We start from the raw sequence: 16,616 nt of genomic DNA on the forward strand, positions 1-16,616 counted from the left end.
AAAATGAGTTCACTAAATAACTTATGGCATTCATCCCAGCTCAAGCAGGTGCTTTCTCAACATCTTTAGAGATGTGTAGTCCGCCAGTTTTTTATCCTGCTCATGCACCGGCCCACTTTAACTATGGTCATTTATATTATAATGTCTGCTTGCAATCTACAGCGAATGACACACGAGTGGCAGCCAATCAACAGGCTCGTCAAGTACTTTACTTTAATAATGTTCAGCCACCTAATGTTTATCCTCAAAATTACTTTACATACTCGTTTTCGCCTCCCTATCCTTACCATGAAAGGCATCAAGCATTAACCTCTGTTCACTTACTGACGGCTTCTATTTATCAAGGGGAAGTCGTTAATGAGCGAACAGAGCGGCGACTAAGTGGACTAGTTAATCAATGCGAAACATTAGCACAATTGAAAGAGATCATTATTGCGGTAAAAAACATAGGACAAGCACCAGGTTGGAACGTTTTACTGATCGAGAAAATGCTTAAAAAATGCATTAAATTAGGCAAAAATGATAAAGAGATCAATCGCACTGAAATACAGGTAGTGATTAATTTAATCATGAGCTTGCCTTCTCAATTCATAACTGAGAAAGGCGATCGCCTTAGATACTCACCTAAAACGATTACTTTATTCCTCAAAGCATGCGCACTCACCCAAGATTTAGAAAGAGCAAAACAAATACTCATTGACAGAAACGGTGAAGAAAGTTTGCTTACCAGCTGGGGGATTTCTGTCAATATCAAACATATCAACACTTTTATTTTGGTTTGTGTAGCCACTAAAGAGTGGAGATTTGTATGGGAAGCAATTACAAACAATAGCCTAATGATAACGCTCGGAAACCACACACCTAATACCGAAACTTGTTTAAACCTATTGAGACTATGCGCTAAAACAAAACATTTTTCAGAAGCCAAGTGGCTTTTATTTGGTGATAAAGAGCATGAGAGCTTTGTTTCAGAACACAACATAACTCCAAAATACAAAGTGGTTCGGGAATTTGTCATCACTTGCTTCGCTGCACAAAGAGCTCTTGCGTCTATAGATGAGTTAATCGATGCAATAAATCAGTGGAAAATCCCAATGAAGCCGCTGATACGAGCCTATACAGCGACACTCGAACCGGACAAGTTTGATAAAGCTATTAGCACTGGGCTAGCAGAAAATGTCTTTCTTCCTAATTTAGGGTTGAATGATAATTGCCTTGAGTTTAATTTCCAGACAATATTTGCTAACAGCTCAAAGGACGATATCGACTCCCTTGGGATACCTTTTGAATTTGCCAAACTTTTATTTGAATACCATGTCATGACGAGGGGTCATAATGTTTTACAATTTATAGCAGATCCAAATTGGGGGAGTCACTTAAGACTCAAATTGGCAAAATTCTCCATGGAGAAATTCAACAAAACCTTTGTTAATACTTTGACCAGCCCAAATAGGTTTCGATATCTACCTGAAGACACGAGTAGCAGTTTAAATTCCTCCAATTCAAAGAATACTTCATCTTAAAAACAGGAGCAACAAACTTACCTTTCTCCTGCAGCACCTAACAAAAAATCTAACGATGGGGCAAAAAATGATGACCCTGTCAGCGCTTGAGTAAATTGCATTAGCCTATCACTTTGACCATGCTCGTCTCCTTTAACCATGCTATGAAGCATGGCTTCAAAGTGAGTTGGTGTTTTACATACTGAAATGAACATCAAGCCTTGTTGACGCAATGAACCATAAGGCATACTTTGTCTCAGGATTTCCTTACTATTGCCATGCTCATCTTTTAAATTCACCCGCTTTATATGACTACTCGGTAGCTTTTCGTGTGCAGCATACTCAACATCATCTTGTTTAGTACGGCCGATAATGTCTTCTTGTTCTTTTTGGGCTAAGCCGTGCCATGTTTTGAGCTTATGGGCGTATTTTTGAACATGCACATAACTGCCTGATTGAAATAAAGGCTCTTTTTCATCGACTAACGCCACCTTTTGACGTTGACGCCCTTTCGGGTTCTCAGTGCCATCAACAAAGCCTGTTAAGTCGCGACTATCCATATAGCGGAAGCCACGCTCTTCATCCACCAGCTCAACTAATCCTTCTAGCATTTGATTAATTTCATTGGCCACCAAATGTAAGACATCGTAACGGTCACAACGAATATGGAAAAATAAATCGAACTCAATAGCCGGAGCATAAAGATCATGGTGTTGAACAGCTGGGAAAGGACGTAAAAGTGCTGGTCTTTCATCAGGGTAAAGCGTATCCCAATAATTTGCGCCTATAGCTAAAAACCCATTAAAAGCACTATCGGCATATTGATCAGTGAGCTCATATAAATACTGGGCAACCGACGCTAAGCATGGTCTAAGTTGAGCTTCTACATTATCTTCTGCGTTATACATCAAATAAATGCTATGCAGGTTTCCTTCAGCACAAATACCTAGTTGCTCCCTTGGCATTATGTCTATTTCCATTCGTTGCTCCCCGATGCAGTCATGGTAAACAAATCTGTAAATTAGTTCACGATTTATCTACAAAAAATAGAAATTTAGGATCATTGTATGTTGTTTAAAAATTCGCTAGCGTAGCGAGTGCAATTTTAATCAGCTCTTAGGGATCACTCAATGAAAAATCTCCTACTAAGCAGCATCACCCTTTCGATTATATTAGGCCTAACGGCTTGTGCAAATGATAAGACTATAAACACTCAATCGCCATCTCCGTCATCTAATAACTTGCTCAACAATAATCAAGTTTTGACCTCGGGGATCGATTTTAAAAACTTTGACCGAAGCGTTCGTCCTCAGGATAACTTTTATCTTTATGTCAACGGTACTTGGCTCAAAGACGCCAAAATCCCAAGTGACCGAACCAGCATAGGCGCTTTTTATGATTTAAGAGAGCATGCCAGAGATGATGTAAAAGCCATCATAGAAAATACAGCCAAGCAACCAAACCTTAAACCCGGATCTGATGAGCAAAAAATGGCAGACTTATATCGCTCCTTTATGGATACTCAGCGACTAAACGCCCTTGGTCTTAGTCCCATTTTTCCTGAATTTCATAGCGCTAATGCCATCAAGAGTAAAAATCAATTAGTGAACTATTTTGCCCAAAGTCAAATCCACGGTGGCAATAGTCCTATGGCATTTTACATTGATGTCGATGCCAAAAATTCCAACCGTTATGCCACGCACATTTGGCAATCAGGTCTAAGCCTTCCAAATAGAGACTATTATCTCGATAAAACCAAACGCTTTGTTGAGCTACGCCATGCCTACCTCAAACATATTCAAACCATGTTTGAACTCGCTAAACTGCCTAACCCTCGCCACAGTGCTCAAACGGTATTATCGCTAGAGACAGCCATCGCTAAGTTGCATTGGGATAAGGTGAAAACTCGTGACAGCTCCAAAACCTACAACTTGTATCAAACTAAAAACTTAAATGAGCTTGCACCACAAATTCCATGGAAGCGTTACCTCAAAACATTGGGCGCTGATAAACAAAAAGACATCATTATCAATCAACCGAGCTTTATTTCAGGCCTTGGAAAATTAATCCAATCTCGAAGCCTCAGTGATTGGAAAACTTATTTAACTTGGCATAGTCTATCAGATTCAGCCAACCTGCTATCTGAACCGTTTGTAAAAGAAAACTTTAACTTTTTCTCTAAAGCCCTAAACGGTCAAGAAGCTCAGGAGCCTCGCTGGAAACGTGGTGTTTCAGCGGTAAATGGCCTGTTAGGAGAGATCGTGGGTAAAGTCTATGTCAAGCAACACTTTAAGCCTGAGGCCAAAACCAGAATGGAACAGTTGGTTGAAAATCTTCGTGATGCTTATGGAAGTAGTATTGATGAACTTACGTGGATGAGCGCCACGACGAAGGCAGCAGCACGTGACAAACTGGCGAAATTCACTCCGAAAATTGGTTATCCGAATAAGTGGAAAGACTACAGCAAACTGGTTATAAAACCGGACGACTTGGTTGGCAATGTTCGACGTTCAGCGGTACTCCGTCACCAAAAAGCCCTCGCTAAATTAAACAAACCCGTCGATCGTAGTGAGTGGTTTATGACACCACAAACCGTCAATGCTTATTACAATCCCACCATGAATGAAATCGTCTTCCCTGCTGCGATTCTGCAGCCACCGTTTTTCAATATGGCTGCTGACGATGCGGTAAATTATGGCGGCATTGGCGCGGTTATCGGTCATGAAATGGGGCATGGCTTTGATGATCAAGGCTCTAAGTACGATGGCGACGGTAATTTGAAAAACTGGTGGACACCGAACGATTTGAGTGAGTTTCATAAGCGCACTAAGGAACTGGTTGATCAATTTAATGGCTACTATGTCTTTAAAGACTTGCATGTGAACGGCAAATTAACCTTAGGAGAAAACATCGGGGATTTATCAGGAATTACTATCGCATATAAAGCTTACAAAAAATCCTTGAATGGCAAGCCTGCGCCTATCATTGATGGACTTACTGGAGATCAACGTTTCTTTATTGGATTTACTCAAATATGGCGAGCCAAACTTAAAGAGAAAGCGGCAAGAAATCGTGTTGCTACCGATCCTCATTCTCCACCTGAGTTTCGTTCATTAGGGGCACTGTCCAACTCCCCTGCTTTCTATAAAGCCTTTAACGTGAAGCCGGGTGATAAAATGTATCTTCCACCCGATAAGCGAGTCAAAATTTGGTAATAATTCTCGCAGAACCTGTATCAAAGCCGTACATGTTGCGGCTTTTTTTGCTAAACCGTTATCGGAATGATAGCTTTGCTGCCAATATGCAAAATCAATAACACCGATATTCGCAACTTATGAATGATATTTTAGAAAAACTGCAACAACGCAACCAGCAAACTACGTTCCCACTTGAGTTACCAACCTTTGAACAGTTGGTTGAAATTGAAGAACAAATCTTAATCCCGCTTCCTCAAGATTTAAAAACCTACTTGCTTGAAGGAAGTGATGTTTTATTTGGTCATCTCGAACCAGTAACCGCTGCCGATCCGTCTACTCATACATACTTACCTGAAGTCACCAGTTATGCGTGGTCTATCGGGTTACCAAGAGAAATGATTGCCATTTGTCAGCAAGGGGACGATTTTTACTGTATCGACCAAGTGGGGCAAGTCCATTTTTGGCGAGATGGCAGAATGACCGCTCAATGGGAAACACTTTGGGACTGGATTGAAGAAGTGTGGTTAGGAGAATAATCCTATTCAGAGAGCGATGTTCGCTCTCTTTCAGCTGAAAAACTAAAACCCTTGATTGATCATCTGAGATAAAAACTCATCGGATTCATTATCGCCGACATCGGCATAATCAGTGGTTTTAAATTCCCCCCTTTTACTAAAACGGCTTAGCACTTGTTTCTGCTCTGAAACCAGCTCAATTAACGTCCATTGATAAGTACTGCCTTTTTGCCCTAAGGTGAAAGACTTTGGCAATTGGTAGTGCTCTAACCATTCAACTTGCTTAACTGTATTAGGAATATGGTAGTGGCTCACTTGTGTACAAGTTTGACCTTTAGTCATTGATTTTTGATATTTTGCTAATCGTTTGGGCGTAAACACATGGTACAAACGATTCCAATGCTGCTGTTTATTATTGCTGCGAATTTCTTTACTTTGATATTCAATGCCGCGTTTGAATTCATCAAAGTAACGGGTTAGTTGAAGAAACTCTTTCGAAGCATTAGGGGTTTTATACCAATATTCAGCAATTCGAGTTTGTGGATATTCATATAACACAGCATTTTTATTCCGCCATACATTCACTTGCTTGGATGTTTGCTTGCCGTTCTTTATCTCTGAGACTTGATACTTTACGCCAACAATTTCATGGTTACTGCATACTTCAATGGCTTGAGCTGAGCTAAAAGTCATACCTGCTAGCAACAATAATGTTTGTATCTTTTTCATTGTTTTTCATCCATAAAAACGCCCACATGTCGTGGGCGTTAACATACTATCTGCAATACAACTTATCAATTTAAGGTTTCAGTTTCGTTTCAGCCTTGTTAATAAGATCGATAGCATGCTCCATCACATGGAAGATGATGCTTTGCTCGTTTGTCCCAGACACCAACTGCGCTGATGGGCCCTTTGCATAGATACCAACATCTTCACCAGCATGGGTTTCGCTGCTTCTTGGTACTGCAGCTTCTTGGTGGAAACCCGGTGTTGTAGTATCAACATCCGTCAAATCAGCACGACCAGCATGAATGTCTTGATCATAACCAGCATCAGCATCCGTTTCAGCACCTAAGTCCATAAAGCCACGACCATTGGTGTAGCCTAAAGTGGTGTATGGCTTGTCATCAGCGGCTTTCTCAGGTTCAGTTTTACCAATTGCAACTACTTTGCCTAAGATTGGGTTACCACGCTTAGGATAGCCTGCAATAGTAAATACATGGCTATGATCTGCGGTAACAATGATCAAGGTTTCTTCAGGATTAGTCATGCGCACCGCCTTTTCAATCGCTTCCGAAAACTCAATCGTGTCTTCTAATGCATTGTAAGCATTACCTGCGTGGTGGCCATGATCGATACGGCCTGATTCAACCACCAGCATATAACCTTTGTCATTGTTATCTAACAGCTTGATAGCCTTTTCTGTCATGTCAGTTAATGAAGGTTCACCAGCAACATCGTTCGAGCGATCGGCTTCATATTGCATGTGGCTTTCATTGAACAAACCAAAGATGCGCTCAGCAGTTTCAGGGTTAATAGCGCGGAAACCGTCATCTTCAAACACATAATCACCGTTTGGATATTTGGCTTTCCATTCGTTGACTAGGTTACGACCGTCTGTGCGATCACCTTCAATATCACTTCGTGCATCAGGCGAGTTTGCTGCAGCATCTTTTGGTAAGAAGTGACGGCGACCACCACCCATAACCACTTCTAAACCATCAACATCTAAACCGTCATAGCGGGCTTCTAGGTTAGTTTCAAAGTTAACTAACTGATCGGCAATATCTTTACAGCCAGCTGTTTTAGCCGCATCTGGCATATCAGAAATATCTTCCCAGTTACGGTCAGCCGATTTGGCATAAGTGGCTGCTGGCGTAGCATGAGTGATACGCGCGGTTGAGATAACACCAGTAGAAAGACCTGCGATTTCAGCCAACTCAATTGCAGACACTAACTCGTTCCCAGAAACGGTTGTACAGTTTCCACGCTCAATGTCTTCGTCTACCCCAAGTACACCCACATCTGTTTTCACACCAGAAATCATAGCCGTCATTGTGCCTGCTGAATCAGGCGTTTGTGCATCAACATTATAAGTTTTAGCCAAACCCGCGAATGGGAACTTGTCAAAACTAAGGTTATTTTCTTCGCCTTTCATGCCCTTGTTTTGACCATCACGAATACGCGCAGCTGTTACGGTAGAGACCCCCATGCCATCACCAACAAATAAGATGACATTTTTTGCTCCACCACGTTCATTGTTAGCCTTCAGTGCCATTTGCTTCGCGTCTTCTACACTTTTCGCACTTTGCACATACCAATTGTTATTGGCGTTAGTTAATAAATCACTCTGGCTTAATGAGGTTTTTGTAGGCTTACATTGATGAGTGGTAGAGGTAATTTCACCAGCATCTAACTTGCCATTACCGTCTTTATCCAAGCCCGAATCGATTTGAATACCACCATTTGCACAAACAGCATGACCCGGTTGCACAACTGTTTGCAGTACAAATGAACTTTGACCATTCTTACCATCGGTACCATTTTGACCATCATCGCCATTACACGCAGCCAAGGCTACTGAGGTCGCAAGAATGGATATTTTCGTTAATAATTTCATCTTGATATCCTCGATTATTTATCTAAGCCAAGCGCTTTGTTGATGATGTGATATACGTCGCTTTGTTCAACCACACCTTGTACTAGCTGAGCACCTGGGCCTGTGGCGTGCAGAGTGATATCTTCACCCGCATGAGTTTCGCTGCTCTTTGGTACCGTAGCTTCTTGGTGGAATCCCGGTGTCGTTGTATCAATGTTAGAAAGATCAACACGTCCATCTTTATGAATGTCTTGTCCATAACCAGCATCGGCATCGGTTTCTGTACCTAAATCCATAAAGCCTCGGCCGTTTGCGTAACCAAGCGTTGTGTATGGTTTTCCATCTGCTGCTTTTGTAGGCTCAGTTTCACCTACGGCAACCACTTTTCCTAAAATTGGATTACCACGCTTTGGATAACCAGCAATAGTGAATACATGGCTGTGGTCGGCTGTAACTAAGATAAGCGTTTCTTCTGGGTTAGTATTGTCGACGGCTTTTTGAACCGCTTTCGCAAACTCAACGGTATCGTTTAGGGCGTTGTAGGCGTTACCCGCATGATGACCATGGTCGATACGACCAGACTCAACCACTAATAAGAAACCGTCTTTATCTTTTTTAAGAAAGTTAACAGCGGTTTCCGTCATTTCAGATAATGAAGGCTCACCGGCTTTATCGTTCTTGCGATCCGCTTCGTATTGCATATGGCTTTCGTTAAATAAACCGAAAACTTTGCTGGCTTTAGCTACATCAATAGCATCGAACCCTTTCTGATCCATTACATAAGTGCCTTGTGGATACTTCTCTTGCCATTCCGTCACTAAGTTACGGTTATCGGTACGGTCACCTTCTACTTCACTACGGGCATCAGCTGAATTCGCTGCTGCATCTTTTGGTAAGAAATGGCGACGACCGCCACCCATGACAAAATCGATACCATCGACATCAATACCTAGGTAACGTTTTTCTAAGTTCTTTTCAAAATTAACCAACTGAGAAGCAATGTCCTCACACTTATCTTTGGCCATTTCATCTTTAATATCTGAAACGTCTTCCCAGTTACGATCTACAGATTTTGCGTAAGTGGCCGCCGGAGTAGCATGAGTGATACGAGCAGTAGAAATCACCCCTGTTGATAAGCCTTTAATTTCAGCCAGTTCTACGGCTGTCGCTACTTGGTTGCCTTTGACAGTGTCACATTGGCCACGAACCACATCTTCATCGACACCAATCACACCCGCATCAGTCTTTAAACCTGAAATCATTGCCGTCATAGTGCCAGCAGAATCAGGTGTTTGTGCATCTACGTTATAAGTTTTTACAAGCGCCGTGTAAGGGAATTTTTCAAAGCTTAAATAACCTTCTTCGCCCGGCTTATCATTCATTTGCCCTTCAAAAATACGAGCCGCAGTGAGAGTCGACACTCCCATACCATCACCAACAAACAAGATCACATTTTTCGCTTTTAATCCTGTTTTTAAGTTCAGCTTTTTAACCAATTGGTCTTGTCCATCTTTGTACCAATTGTTTTCCATTTGATGCTTTGGCAATACAGCAGCATGAGCTGAAGCAGCAAAAGCCAATGCTGCGGGAACCGTTACCCATTTCGCATTCATAATTTCATCCTATTACTGGTGAGCTTTAGATCTAACGGGCAATAAGTTAAGGAGACTATGTTGCATTTATGAGAATGAAATATGAGTTTTTAATAACAGAAAAATGTATGAGTTCTTACACCCAAATGATAAATGCCATTTCTTCAACAATGGAATCCAAAGATAAGATAATGAGTTTAAACAAAATTAATGAAAAATTTTTAATTGGTAAATTCGATAAATGAAAGAGTAGAATTTTATTAACATTTATCAACAGCACGGTGTTTAATATGGCAGCACCAGTTAATGGCGAACTTATTGCTGCGGCAGATAACTCTGCTTTTCCCCCTCTAAATAAGGGTAAACTAGAGCAACAACCGCTACTCGGTCATACGATTCAACAGCCTACCAAACAAACTTATAATTGTAACAACTCTGATCTAGCTGAACAAAAAGTTGTAGTGAAGGGGTTTCTCCAACAAAAGCCGAAAACTCCGGATAGTAACTGCAGCCATTATACTAAGAAATTTAGCTTAGTAGCTGCTCCTATAACTATAAGTACAGGAGTTGGTGGTGCTGGCTGTGCTCTGATTAAACACTTTAGCACCCAACTTGGTCTAAACGATTTCGAGAGCACTCTTGCAGGAGTAGCACTTATTTTTGCCGCTTTTATCATCGGCGTAACTTTAACCGTGCTCTTATGTAAAATGACAAGTAGAAACAATTTCCCTGGTAGTAATGCTTAAAAACATAACTTCCCATTTGTTTCATCTCTACTCGTGCACTTATCTTAAGTGCGAATAAATACTGATTAACAATTCTTAACACTTTTAAATTTCCAGAGTTTATTATGTCGTCTGAAATTCAAAGCCTGCTTAAGCCTAACTGCACATGTATCAACGGAGAGAAACTTCTCTTTTTAAGTAATCAAGGTATAGAGGAGGCGTCTTATCAAGCCATCGATGGCAATAACTATAAGATAAATAAAGGTAGATCAGATAATAAGGCACCACGCAGTGCTTTTCATATAACCTCCTCAATCCCAACAACTCCAACAAGAAGTAAAAATGCCAAACTTACATTATGTGGCTTTGCGGCAGGTTCATGGGCAGTATGTACAGTATTAGGAGGTGTTGGTGGCGTTGTAGCACAAATTTATGGCCCTAAATTAGGTCTCACCCAAACTGAATCTGATACCTTGGCAGCGGCTATTTTTTTAATTGGTTTTCTTTTTGGCACAGCTCTGGCCATCATTTTTTGCAAAGCAAGGAATAACCGTTTAACTTCGAGCACCCATTCAAAAATACCAAGTTAGAGCCTGTTGATCTTTCGAGCTTATTTTTGCAGCGATAAATTGGTTATCTTATGCAAGGCAGAGTTTGTGAAGTGTAGTTACTACCGACATACGCAACTGTCGTTACTTCGTTTCAACATAAACAAACGATAACGCAGCAGAAGTAGCCAATTTACGCTGTATTCGATGCTTTTGAGCACTTCCTGTTCTGTGTTGTGATCAGCTTACTTAGATTACTAAGCTTCACTGCTCACGCCTTGAACGGAAAGCGCTCAAATAGCACAAAATTTAAGCCTGAAAGAGCAACAGGCTCTAATATCTTTTGCATATACTTGTGCATATTTTTTTAGCACAAGTATATAATGCCTCAGTTTTCATAAGGGGTTATAACAATGGCAAAATTCGCTGCGTTAAATGCAATTGAAGTTCAAACACTGCGTCTATCTTTAGGCTTATCTCAACAACAAGTGGCTGATTTAACCAAGCAATCACTTGAGCTAGTGCAAGCATGGGAAACCGGTGAATCAGCCATCGATGCAAAAGCGGAAAAAACCTTACTCGACATCGACGATGTGATTGAAATGCAAGTGTTTAACACCTGTGAAGGCATTGAAGAATTATTTAAGAAAGAACCCAAGCGTCGTTTGGCCTTTGTGGTTTACCCAACCCAAGCGGTTTATACCCAGTATAATCCGGAGTTTTTAAGTTCATTACCTTTAACCGAGCTTTATAACACCGCTGCTTGGCGTATAAAGCAAGAATGTCGACTGCAAGAAGTGGATGTGGCACTGGTTGCATTAGATCCTGAAGCTTATAAAGCGTACCGTGCTGAGAATGGCTTATCTGAAAGCCGAGAAAGCCGTGCTAAATGGGCGGCGACTCAACTGTAATCTAATATCATTAATAGGGCCTTCTTAAGCGCCCTATTTCATATAATCATTCCCTCATTTCGAGCAAAAATCAGTTCTTCCCTCGTAAAAAAATTCGAAAAATCTTAATTTAAGCTTAATAAACAATCTGTTGCCAAAGACAAGCAGGCTTTAAACGTATAAAGTTCCTTTTATCAACTTAGAGGGTATCGAATTGGCAACAAGCTCACCTATTACATCTCCCACTTTACCGAGTGACACAACATCAGCGCCATTTTCGTCAGTTCAATCATCAGAGTTTAACCATTGCTCTCGTGCTAGAACGTCTTCTCTATATAGGTTAAAAATAAATTCAAAAAAGAAAAACACCGATAGAAACGCTTTGCCTATTCGCCTCTTTCACAGCCATCCTCAAAAAAAGTTGCCTAAGCAAAAGATAAAACTCACCTGCCGCCAACCTGATAATAAAAAAAACTCACATATTAGCGAAAAACACACTCAACAAACACATTCAAATTCCGCTCAAGCTCATCAAATAGCACAGTCAGATAAATCAGCTCCTTCTCATAAAACAATACGTGCGACATTGGTAACGAGAGATGAGATTTCTGAAAATGTGTTCTCAGAAACAGAATACGCACTTTGTTCAATTATCAGCCAAGTAGATGCCGCATTATTAAATCCATCTGAGACGTTTAGCTCTTCTGGAAATAAATTCAGGATAAATATCAATGGCGTGTGCCTGCTAGTCATTGCAAATCCATATTTAGCGAGCTCAGAAATAATCATTAATCCAAATACAAAAGGGTTACTTAAAATACAAAACAACGAAGTGCTTTTATCTGAGAGTCAACAGAGAATTATTGAGTACGACAAAGTTCTTGTTAGAGCTGAAGTGTTAAACCCTGATGATGTAAATTCGGGCGTTATTTATGAGGGAAGCAACAATAATCGAGCGTTTACTGAGTTATTTGAGATTATGGTTGAGGGCGCCCCTATTTTTGAATCACACCCTGTACGGATTACAGCGCCTACAATTTTAAAACATCCAGATACAACAATGCCTGTTAAAACTGCATGGCTTGAACTGCAGGTAACACTATCCTCGCCCATTTTTGAACAAAAACCTATACAGACTCCTGAAAATAAACAAGAAAACGACACCAGTAACAGTCAAGATACCGTTAAAGTATTCGCAAGGCTCAAACATGACAACATACAGGTATCTCCGACACCTGAGCAACGCCATTTATGGTATCAACCATCACATGACAGCACTGACTTATTTATAAGTGCGACGACAGAAAACAAATCCAGTAACGACAACCAATTAAGGCTTCCCCAGTCCTCATATAGAAAACTTCTCATGAGAGAAAAGCAGGCTTCAACGAAGCAGCAGCTTGTAGTCCAAGACACAAAAACAGGCTATATCTTTCAAGCAGCACCAATTTATAACATTGATACAAAGAAAATAGGATGTTCGCGCTGTATTCTGCCAAGAGAATCTATGATGCTACACTTGAAAGCACACACACAAGAACTGCCTGTAGCTGGCTACATTCAAGTTGAAGTAAGTTGGCACAAGGTGTATCAAATTCAACCACAGCAAAACAGGCTAGAAATCGAAGCCCTTATTAAAGAACAGCTGTCTCAAGTTCCAATACAAGTAGGCATGCCGTATCTCGTCCCCCTTGATTCCTTCCATAAATATACCCATGGCATGCTAGAGATAAAAATTCTAAAAATAGATGAAACAACTTCGGAACATAATGATGTAGGCAAATGTGACAAAATCGCATACTGGATGAAAGAGCAAACTCGACTGGAATGTACCAGTAGTGATGCATCTATTTTGGAAGGCGCCCCACTGTCTCAAAGTATTCTCCCAAAATTATCGGCATCTTTAATTAAGGGACTGATAGGGTTTGATGAACTGGCAAGCCGAGTGGCAAAAGACTGCCTATCACCACATTTTTCACTAAAAGAGTTAGCGCCTAAAAACTTTATTATTATCTGGGGTGAACCGGGGAATGGTAAATCGCACTTTGCAAATAACATCGCGAAATGCATTGCAAAATCAAATGATAATATTGTGAGGTTACAGGCTACAAGTTTACTTGGTTCAACGGCTAAAGAAACAACAGAACTTTTAGAAAAGGCTTTCAGAAGAGGTACCCAAGCATCTGATTGCAAAGCCGAAGATGAATTTTCAAGGAACGATATGATTGTCTACCTTATAGATGAAGCTGATAGGTTAGTTGTTCCTCAAGGAAGAGAATACACAGATTCCCAAGTAGCGTGCGAAACTTTTTTTCATAACCTCACCCAACCATTAAAGGCAGATAGTAAACCTTCAGAACATTTGACGTTAAAATCACCAACGGATTTTATGGTGATCTTTACCACCAATAAAACACCCGATCATTTTTCTGATTCATTAACTAGAGATGGTCGATTTGATTACTTTTTAAATGTTGGAAATCCTGAAGTAAAATCTGTAGAAGCCATAATACGAGCAAAGTTAGAAATTCTTACCAACGAGTCCCCTAATTTAGATATTTCCCAAGTTAATATTGAACTGTTGTCATGCATAATGGCAGGACGCAGCACGGCAAAAATCATCAGTACAATCGAAAACGCAATTAAGCATGCTCAACATAATCAGCCCTTATCTCAATCAAATACAAAGATTCGTTTAACAAACATGAGCTTAGTTTGCGGTGATCACCAGCCTGAAAAAGTACAACAGCAAAGAAGGGACTTATTACAAAAACATTTTTGCGCTCTAAAACACAGTGAATTTATGACTGCTAAAGAGATATCCTGTGTTACTGAAATGAGGTTTATCATCGAGGACTTTAAAGATACTATTGGAAAGTGTGGCGTCGTATTTATCGAAGCTCCGGCTGGGGCAAGAAAAAAAGTAATTGCTAGACACTTATTTAAAGAGAGCACAGGCTTTGTACACTGTGATTTTATGCCTCAGGGGCTATATCGTCCTGAGATAACATTTGATCATACTCTCAAAGAATGTGGGGATTACCCCTCTAACTTAGTAATTATTGAAGATTTGGGAGAGATTATCAGAAACACCAGCGAAGCCGATTTACCCAATTTGTTTATCCATTTTTTAAATCTTGCCTCTCAGCTATCCAATAATACTTTGCTTGTTATTTTTAAAGATGAAAGTTGTCGTTTAGATAAATTACCTGACTACGACTTACCTGTTGTTTCTATAGTTCAACTCAGCCGAACGATAGAAGAAGATGATATAATCAGCTTCCTGGATAACAAATATAAAGACTCCGACACTCCTTCTTCTACTATTTTGGATATTGTTAACAAAGGACCTATGAAAATAAGCCAAACACTCACTGTACTTAGCAACCATGTAAAGGCCGATAACGCTCGCTATAAATGGGATATTATTGGACTTGAACGAGCCATTCAAAGTTGCAATCAAGTTGGGGAAAAACCTTCTAATATTTATAGTTAACCTCAATCCTGTAGAAACCATAATGTTCTTGGTTGCGTTATACAGAGCTAAGGTTAGTTAACCTTGATATGAGTTATATTTGCCTCAAGTGGGCGCTAAGTTTCTTCCGGAATGCTAGCTTTGGCTTTATCAATCGCTCTAGCTAAACTTGGTAGCTGCTGCATCCGTTCAAAATAGGCCGTCAATTTAGGCGGCAGGGTTTGCTCAAACACCTGTGCCCATAATAGAGTTTGTGCCAGTAAAATATCCGCTACTGTTAACTCATCACCCAATAAATACAGGCTATCTGGTAACTTATTTTCGGCAAGTTCTGCCGCTTTATTAAATTCCCATATCGCTGTATTTCTCATATCAGCAATCCTCACTTCAGCAGGTAAAGCAAACTTGTGCTTGCCCATGCTCCATAATGGCTGCTCAAATTCAGTAATGATGAAACTGATCCATTCATGGTGTCTGGCTGATTCTAGCGTTCCTGCTTTGGGTAACAGTTTACCGTGACCGTACTTTTCAGCAAGATACATACAAATAGCCGCTGATTCGGTTATCACCAAATCACCATCTTGCAGGACGGGCATTTTGCCACTCGGATTTAGCGCAAGATATTCAGGGGAACGATTGGCTCCCTTTGAAAAGTCTAAATAGGAAAACGTCCAATCAAGGTTTAGTTCTTCAAGCAACCAAGAAACTCGTAACGCACGACTTTTTGGTGTTCCGTGTAATGTAATCAAAGCCAGCCCCATGTTAAAATGCAATAAATTCAGACTACCTTATCGAATTACTGTGCGATTAGACAAATTTATCTGCGAAGCCACCGACCTTACCCGAAGCCAAGCCAAAAAAGCCCTGAAAACTGGCGATATTACCGTTGACGATAGGGTGGTAAAAGATCCAAGCTTTAAAGTCACTGAAGATATGGAAGTGTGCTTTGATGATCAGCCTCTGAGGGTGGTTGCCGTCCGTTATATCATGATGAACAAGCCAATGGACACGCTTTGCTCCAATGTGGATGAAGTCTATCCATCTGTATTAAATTACCTTGATGTACCCAAAATCGACAAACTGCATATCGCAGGCCGATTGGACGCTGATACTACAGGATTAATTTTGATCACCGACGATGGTCAATGGTCACATAAAATCACTTCACCTAAAAAAGACTGCGGTAAACGTTATTGGGTAGAAGTCGCTGATCCTTTAACAGAAGATTTAATCGATACTTTTGCCAAAGGCATAGAACTCAGAAACGAAGATGGACTGACGAAACCTGCTCAGTTAGAAATATTGGATGAAACGACCTGCTTACTGACGATCACTGAAGGCAAATATCATCAAGTAAAACGCATGTTTGCTGCCGTGGGTAATAAAGTCATCGCCCTGCACCGTGAAGCCATTGGACATATTGAATTAGATGAAGCATTAGAAGTCGGTGAATGGCGTTATTTGTCAGATGAAGAAATTGCTTCTGTGGTGTAATAATCCTTAATCCGTATAACTTTTTTATCTGAATGCTTGAAGCTGTGTTCATTCTGCCAGAGACAATAGTGCAAACGCC

13 protein-coding genes are annotated in these 16,616 nt (G+C 40.5%); 8 read left to right on the plus strand and 5 right to left on the minus strand.

What is annotated here, in order from left to right; all coding sequences use genetic code 11:
* The first annotated feature begins 23 nt into the window (after positions 1-23).
* Positions 24-1,523 (plus strand): hypothetical protein, encoded by a 1,500-nt coding sequence (locus D5018_RS07940; RefSeq protein WP_121838476.1) that lies wholly within the window; start codon positions 24-26, stop codon positions 1,521-1,523.
* A gap of 17 nt (positions 1,524-1,540) precedes the next feature.
* On the opposite strand, the gene D5018_RS07945 is transcribed toward D5018_RS07940, so the two are convergent.
* A complete protein-coding gene (locus tag D5018_RS07945; RefSeq protein WP_121838477.1) occupies positions 1,541-2,482 on the minus strand; it encodes a Dyp-type peroxidase in 942 nt (313 codons plus the stop codon).
* A 150-nt stretch (positions 2,483-2,632) separates the two neighbouring features.
* On the opposite strand from D5018_RS07945, the gene D5018_RS07950 reads away from it, so the two are divergent.
* Positions 2,633-4,717, plus strand: coding sequence for a M13 family metallopeptidase (locus tag D5018_RS07950; RefSeq protein ID WP_121838478.1), 2,085 nt, complete (start codon positions 2,633-2,635; stop codon positions 4,715-4,717).
* Between the two features lie 119 nt (positions 4,718-4,836).
* Positions 4,837-5,235: an SMI1/KNR4 family protein gene (locus D5018_RS07955; RefSeq protein ID WP_121838479.1), complete on the plus strand. Its 399-nt coding sequence runs from the start codon at positions 4,837-4,839 to the stop codon at positions 5,233-5,235.
* 42 nt (positions 5,236-5,277) lie between these two features.
* Here the strand turns inward: D5018_RS07955 and D5018_RS07960 are convergent, their stop codons facing one another.
* From D5018_RS07960 to D5018_RS07970, 3 genes are all read right to left on the minus strand, one after another.
* Positions 5,278-5,943: a hypothetical protein gene (locus tag D5018_RS07960; protein ID WP_121838480.1), complete on the minus strand. Its 666-nt coding sequence runs from the start codon at positions 5,941-5,943 to the stop codon at positions 5,278-5,280.
* A gap of 70 nt (positions 5,944-6,013) precedes the next feature.
* Positions 6,014-7,834 carry an alkaline phosphatase gene (locus D5018_RS07965; RefSeq protein ID WP_121838481.1) on the minus strand — a complete coding sequence of 607 codons (1,821 nt, stop codon included), beginning with the start codon at positions 7,832-7,834 and terminating at the stop codon, positions 6,014-6,016.
* 14 nt (positions 7,835-7,848) lie between these two features.
* Entirely contained in the window at positions 7,849-9,426 is a 1,578-nt protein-coding gene (locus D5018_RS07970) for an alkaline phosphatase (protein WP_121838482.1), read from the minus strand.
* Between the two features lie 269 nt (positions 9,427-9,695).
* On the opposite strand from D5018_RS07970, the gene D5018_RS07975 reads away from it, so the two are divergent.
* The 4 genes from D5018_RS07975 to D5018_RS07990 all read left to right on the plus strand — a co-directional run bounded on the left by D5018_RS07975 (position 9,696) and on the right by D5018_RS07990 (position 15,064).
* Entirely contained in the window at positions 9,696-10,151 is a 456-nt protein-coding gene (locus tag D5018_RS07975; protein WP_121838483.1) for a hypothetical protein, read from the plus strand.
* Positions 10,152-10,255: 104 nt separating this feature from the next.
* On the plus strand, positions 10,256-10,720 hold the full coding sequence (locus D5018_RS07980) for a hypothetical protein (RefSeq protein ID WP_121838484.1): 465 nt from the start codon (positions 10,256-10,258) through the stop codon (positions 10,718-10,720).
* A 371-nt stretch (positions 10,721-11,091) separates the two neighbouring features.
* Positions 11,092-11,589 (plus strand): DUF4447 family protein, encoded by a 498-nt coding sequence (locus D5018_RS07985; RefSeq protein WP_121838485.1) that lies wholly within the window; start codon positions 11,092-11,094, stop codon positions 11,587-11,589.
* 193 nt (positions 11,590-11,782) lie between these two features.
* Positions 11,783-15,064 carry an AAA family ATPase gene (locus D5018_RS07990; RefSeq protein ID WP_133309253.1) on the plus strand — a complete coding sequence of 1,094 codons (3,282 nt, stop codon included), beginning with the start codon at positions 11,783-11,785 and terminating at the stop codon, positions 15,062-15,064.
* A gap of 95 nt (positions 15,065-15,159) precedes the next feature.
* Here the strand turns inward: D5018_RS07990 and D5018_RS07995 are convergent, their stop codons facing one another.
* A complete protein-coding gene (locus tag D5018_RS07995) occupies positions 15,160-15,792 on the minus strand; it encodes a glutathione S-transferase family protein (RefSeq protein WP_121838532.1) in 633 nt (210 codons plus the stop codon).
* 10 nt (positions 15,793-15,802) lie between these two features.
* Between D5018_RS07995 and rsuA the strand changes: the two genes are divergently transcribed.
* Complete coding sequence (gene rsuA / locus D5018_RS08000; RefSeq protein ID WP_121838487.1) at positions 15,803-16,537, plus strand: 16S rRNA pseudouridine(516) synthase RsuA; 735 nt, start codon at positions 15,803-15,805, stop codon at positions 16,535-16,537.
* Positions 16,538-16,616 lie beyond the last annotated feature (79 nt).

The sequence above is a fragment of the Parashewanella curva genome, from assembly GCF_003675895.1.
In the GTDB taxonomy this organism is placed as follows: domain Bacteria; phylum Pseudomonadota; class Gammaproteobacteria; order Enterobacterales; family Shewanellaceae; genus Parashewanella; species Parashewanella curva.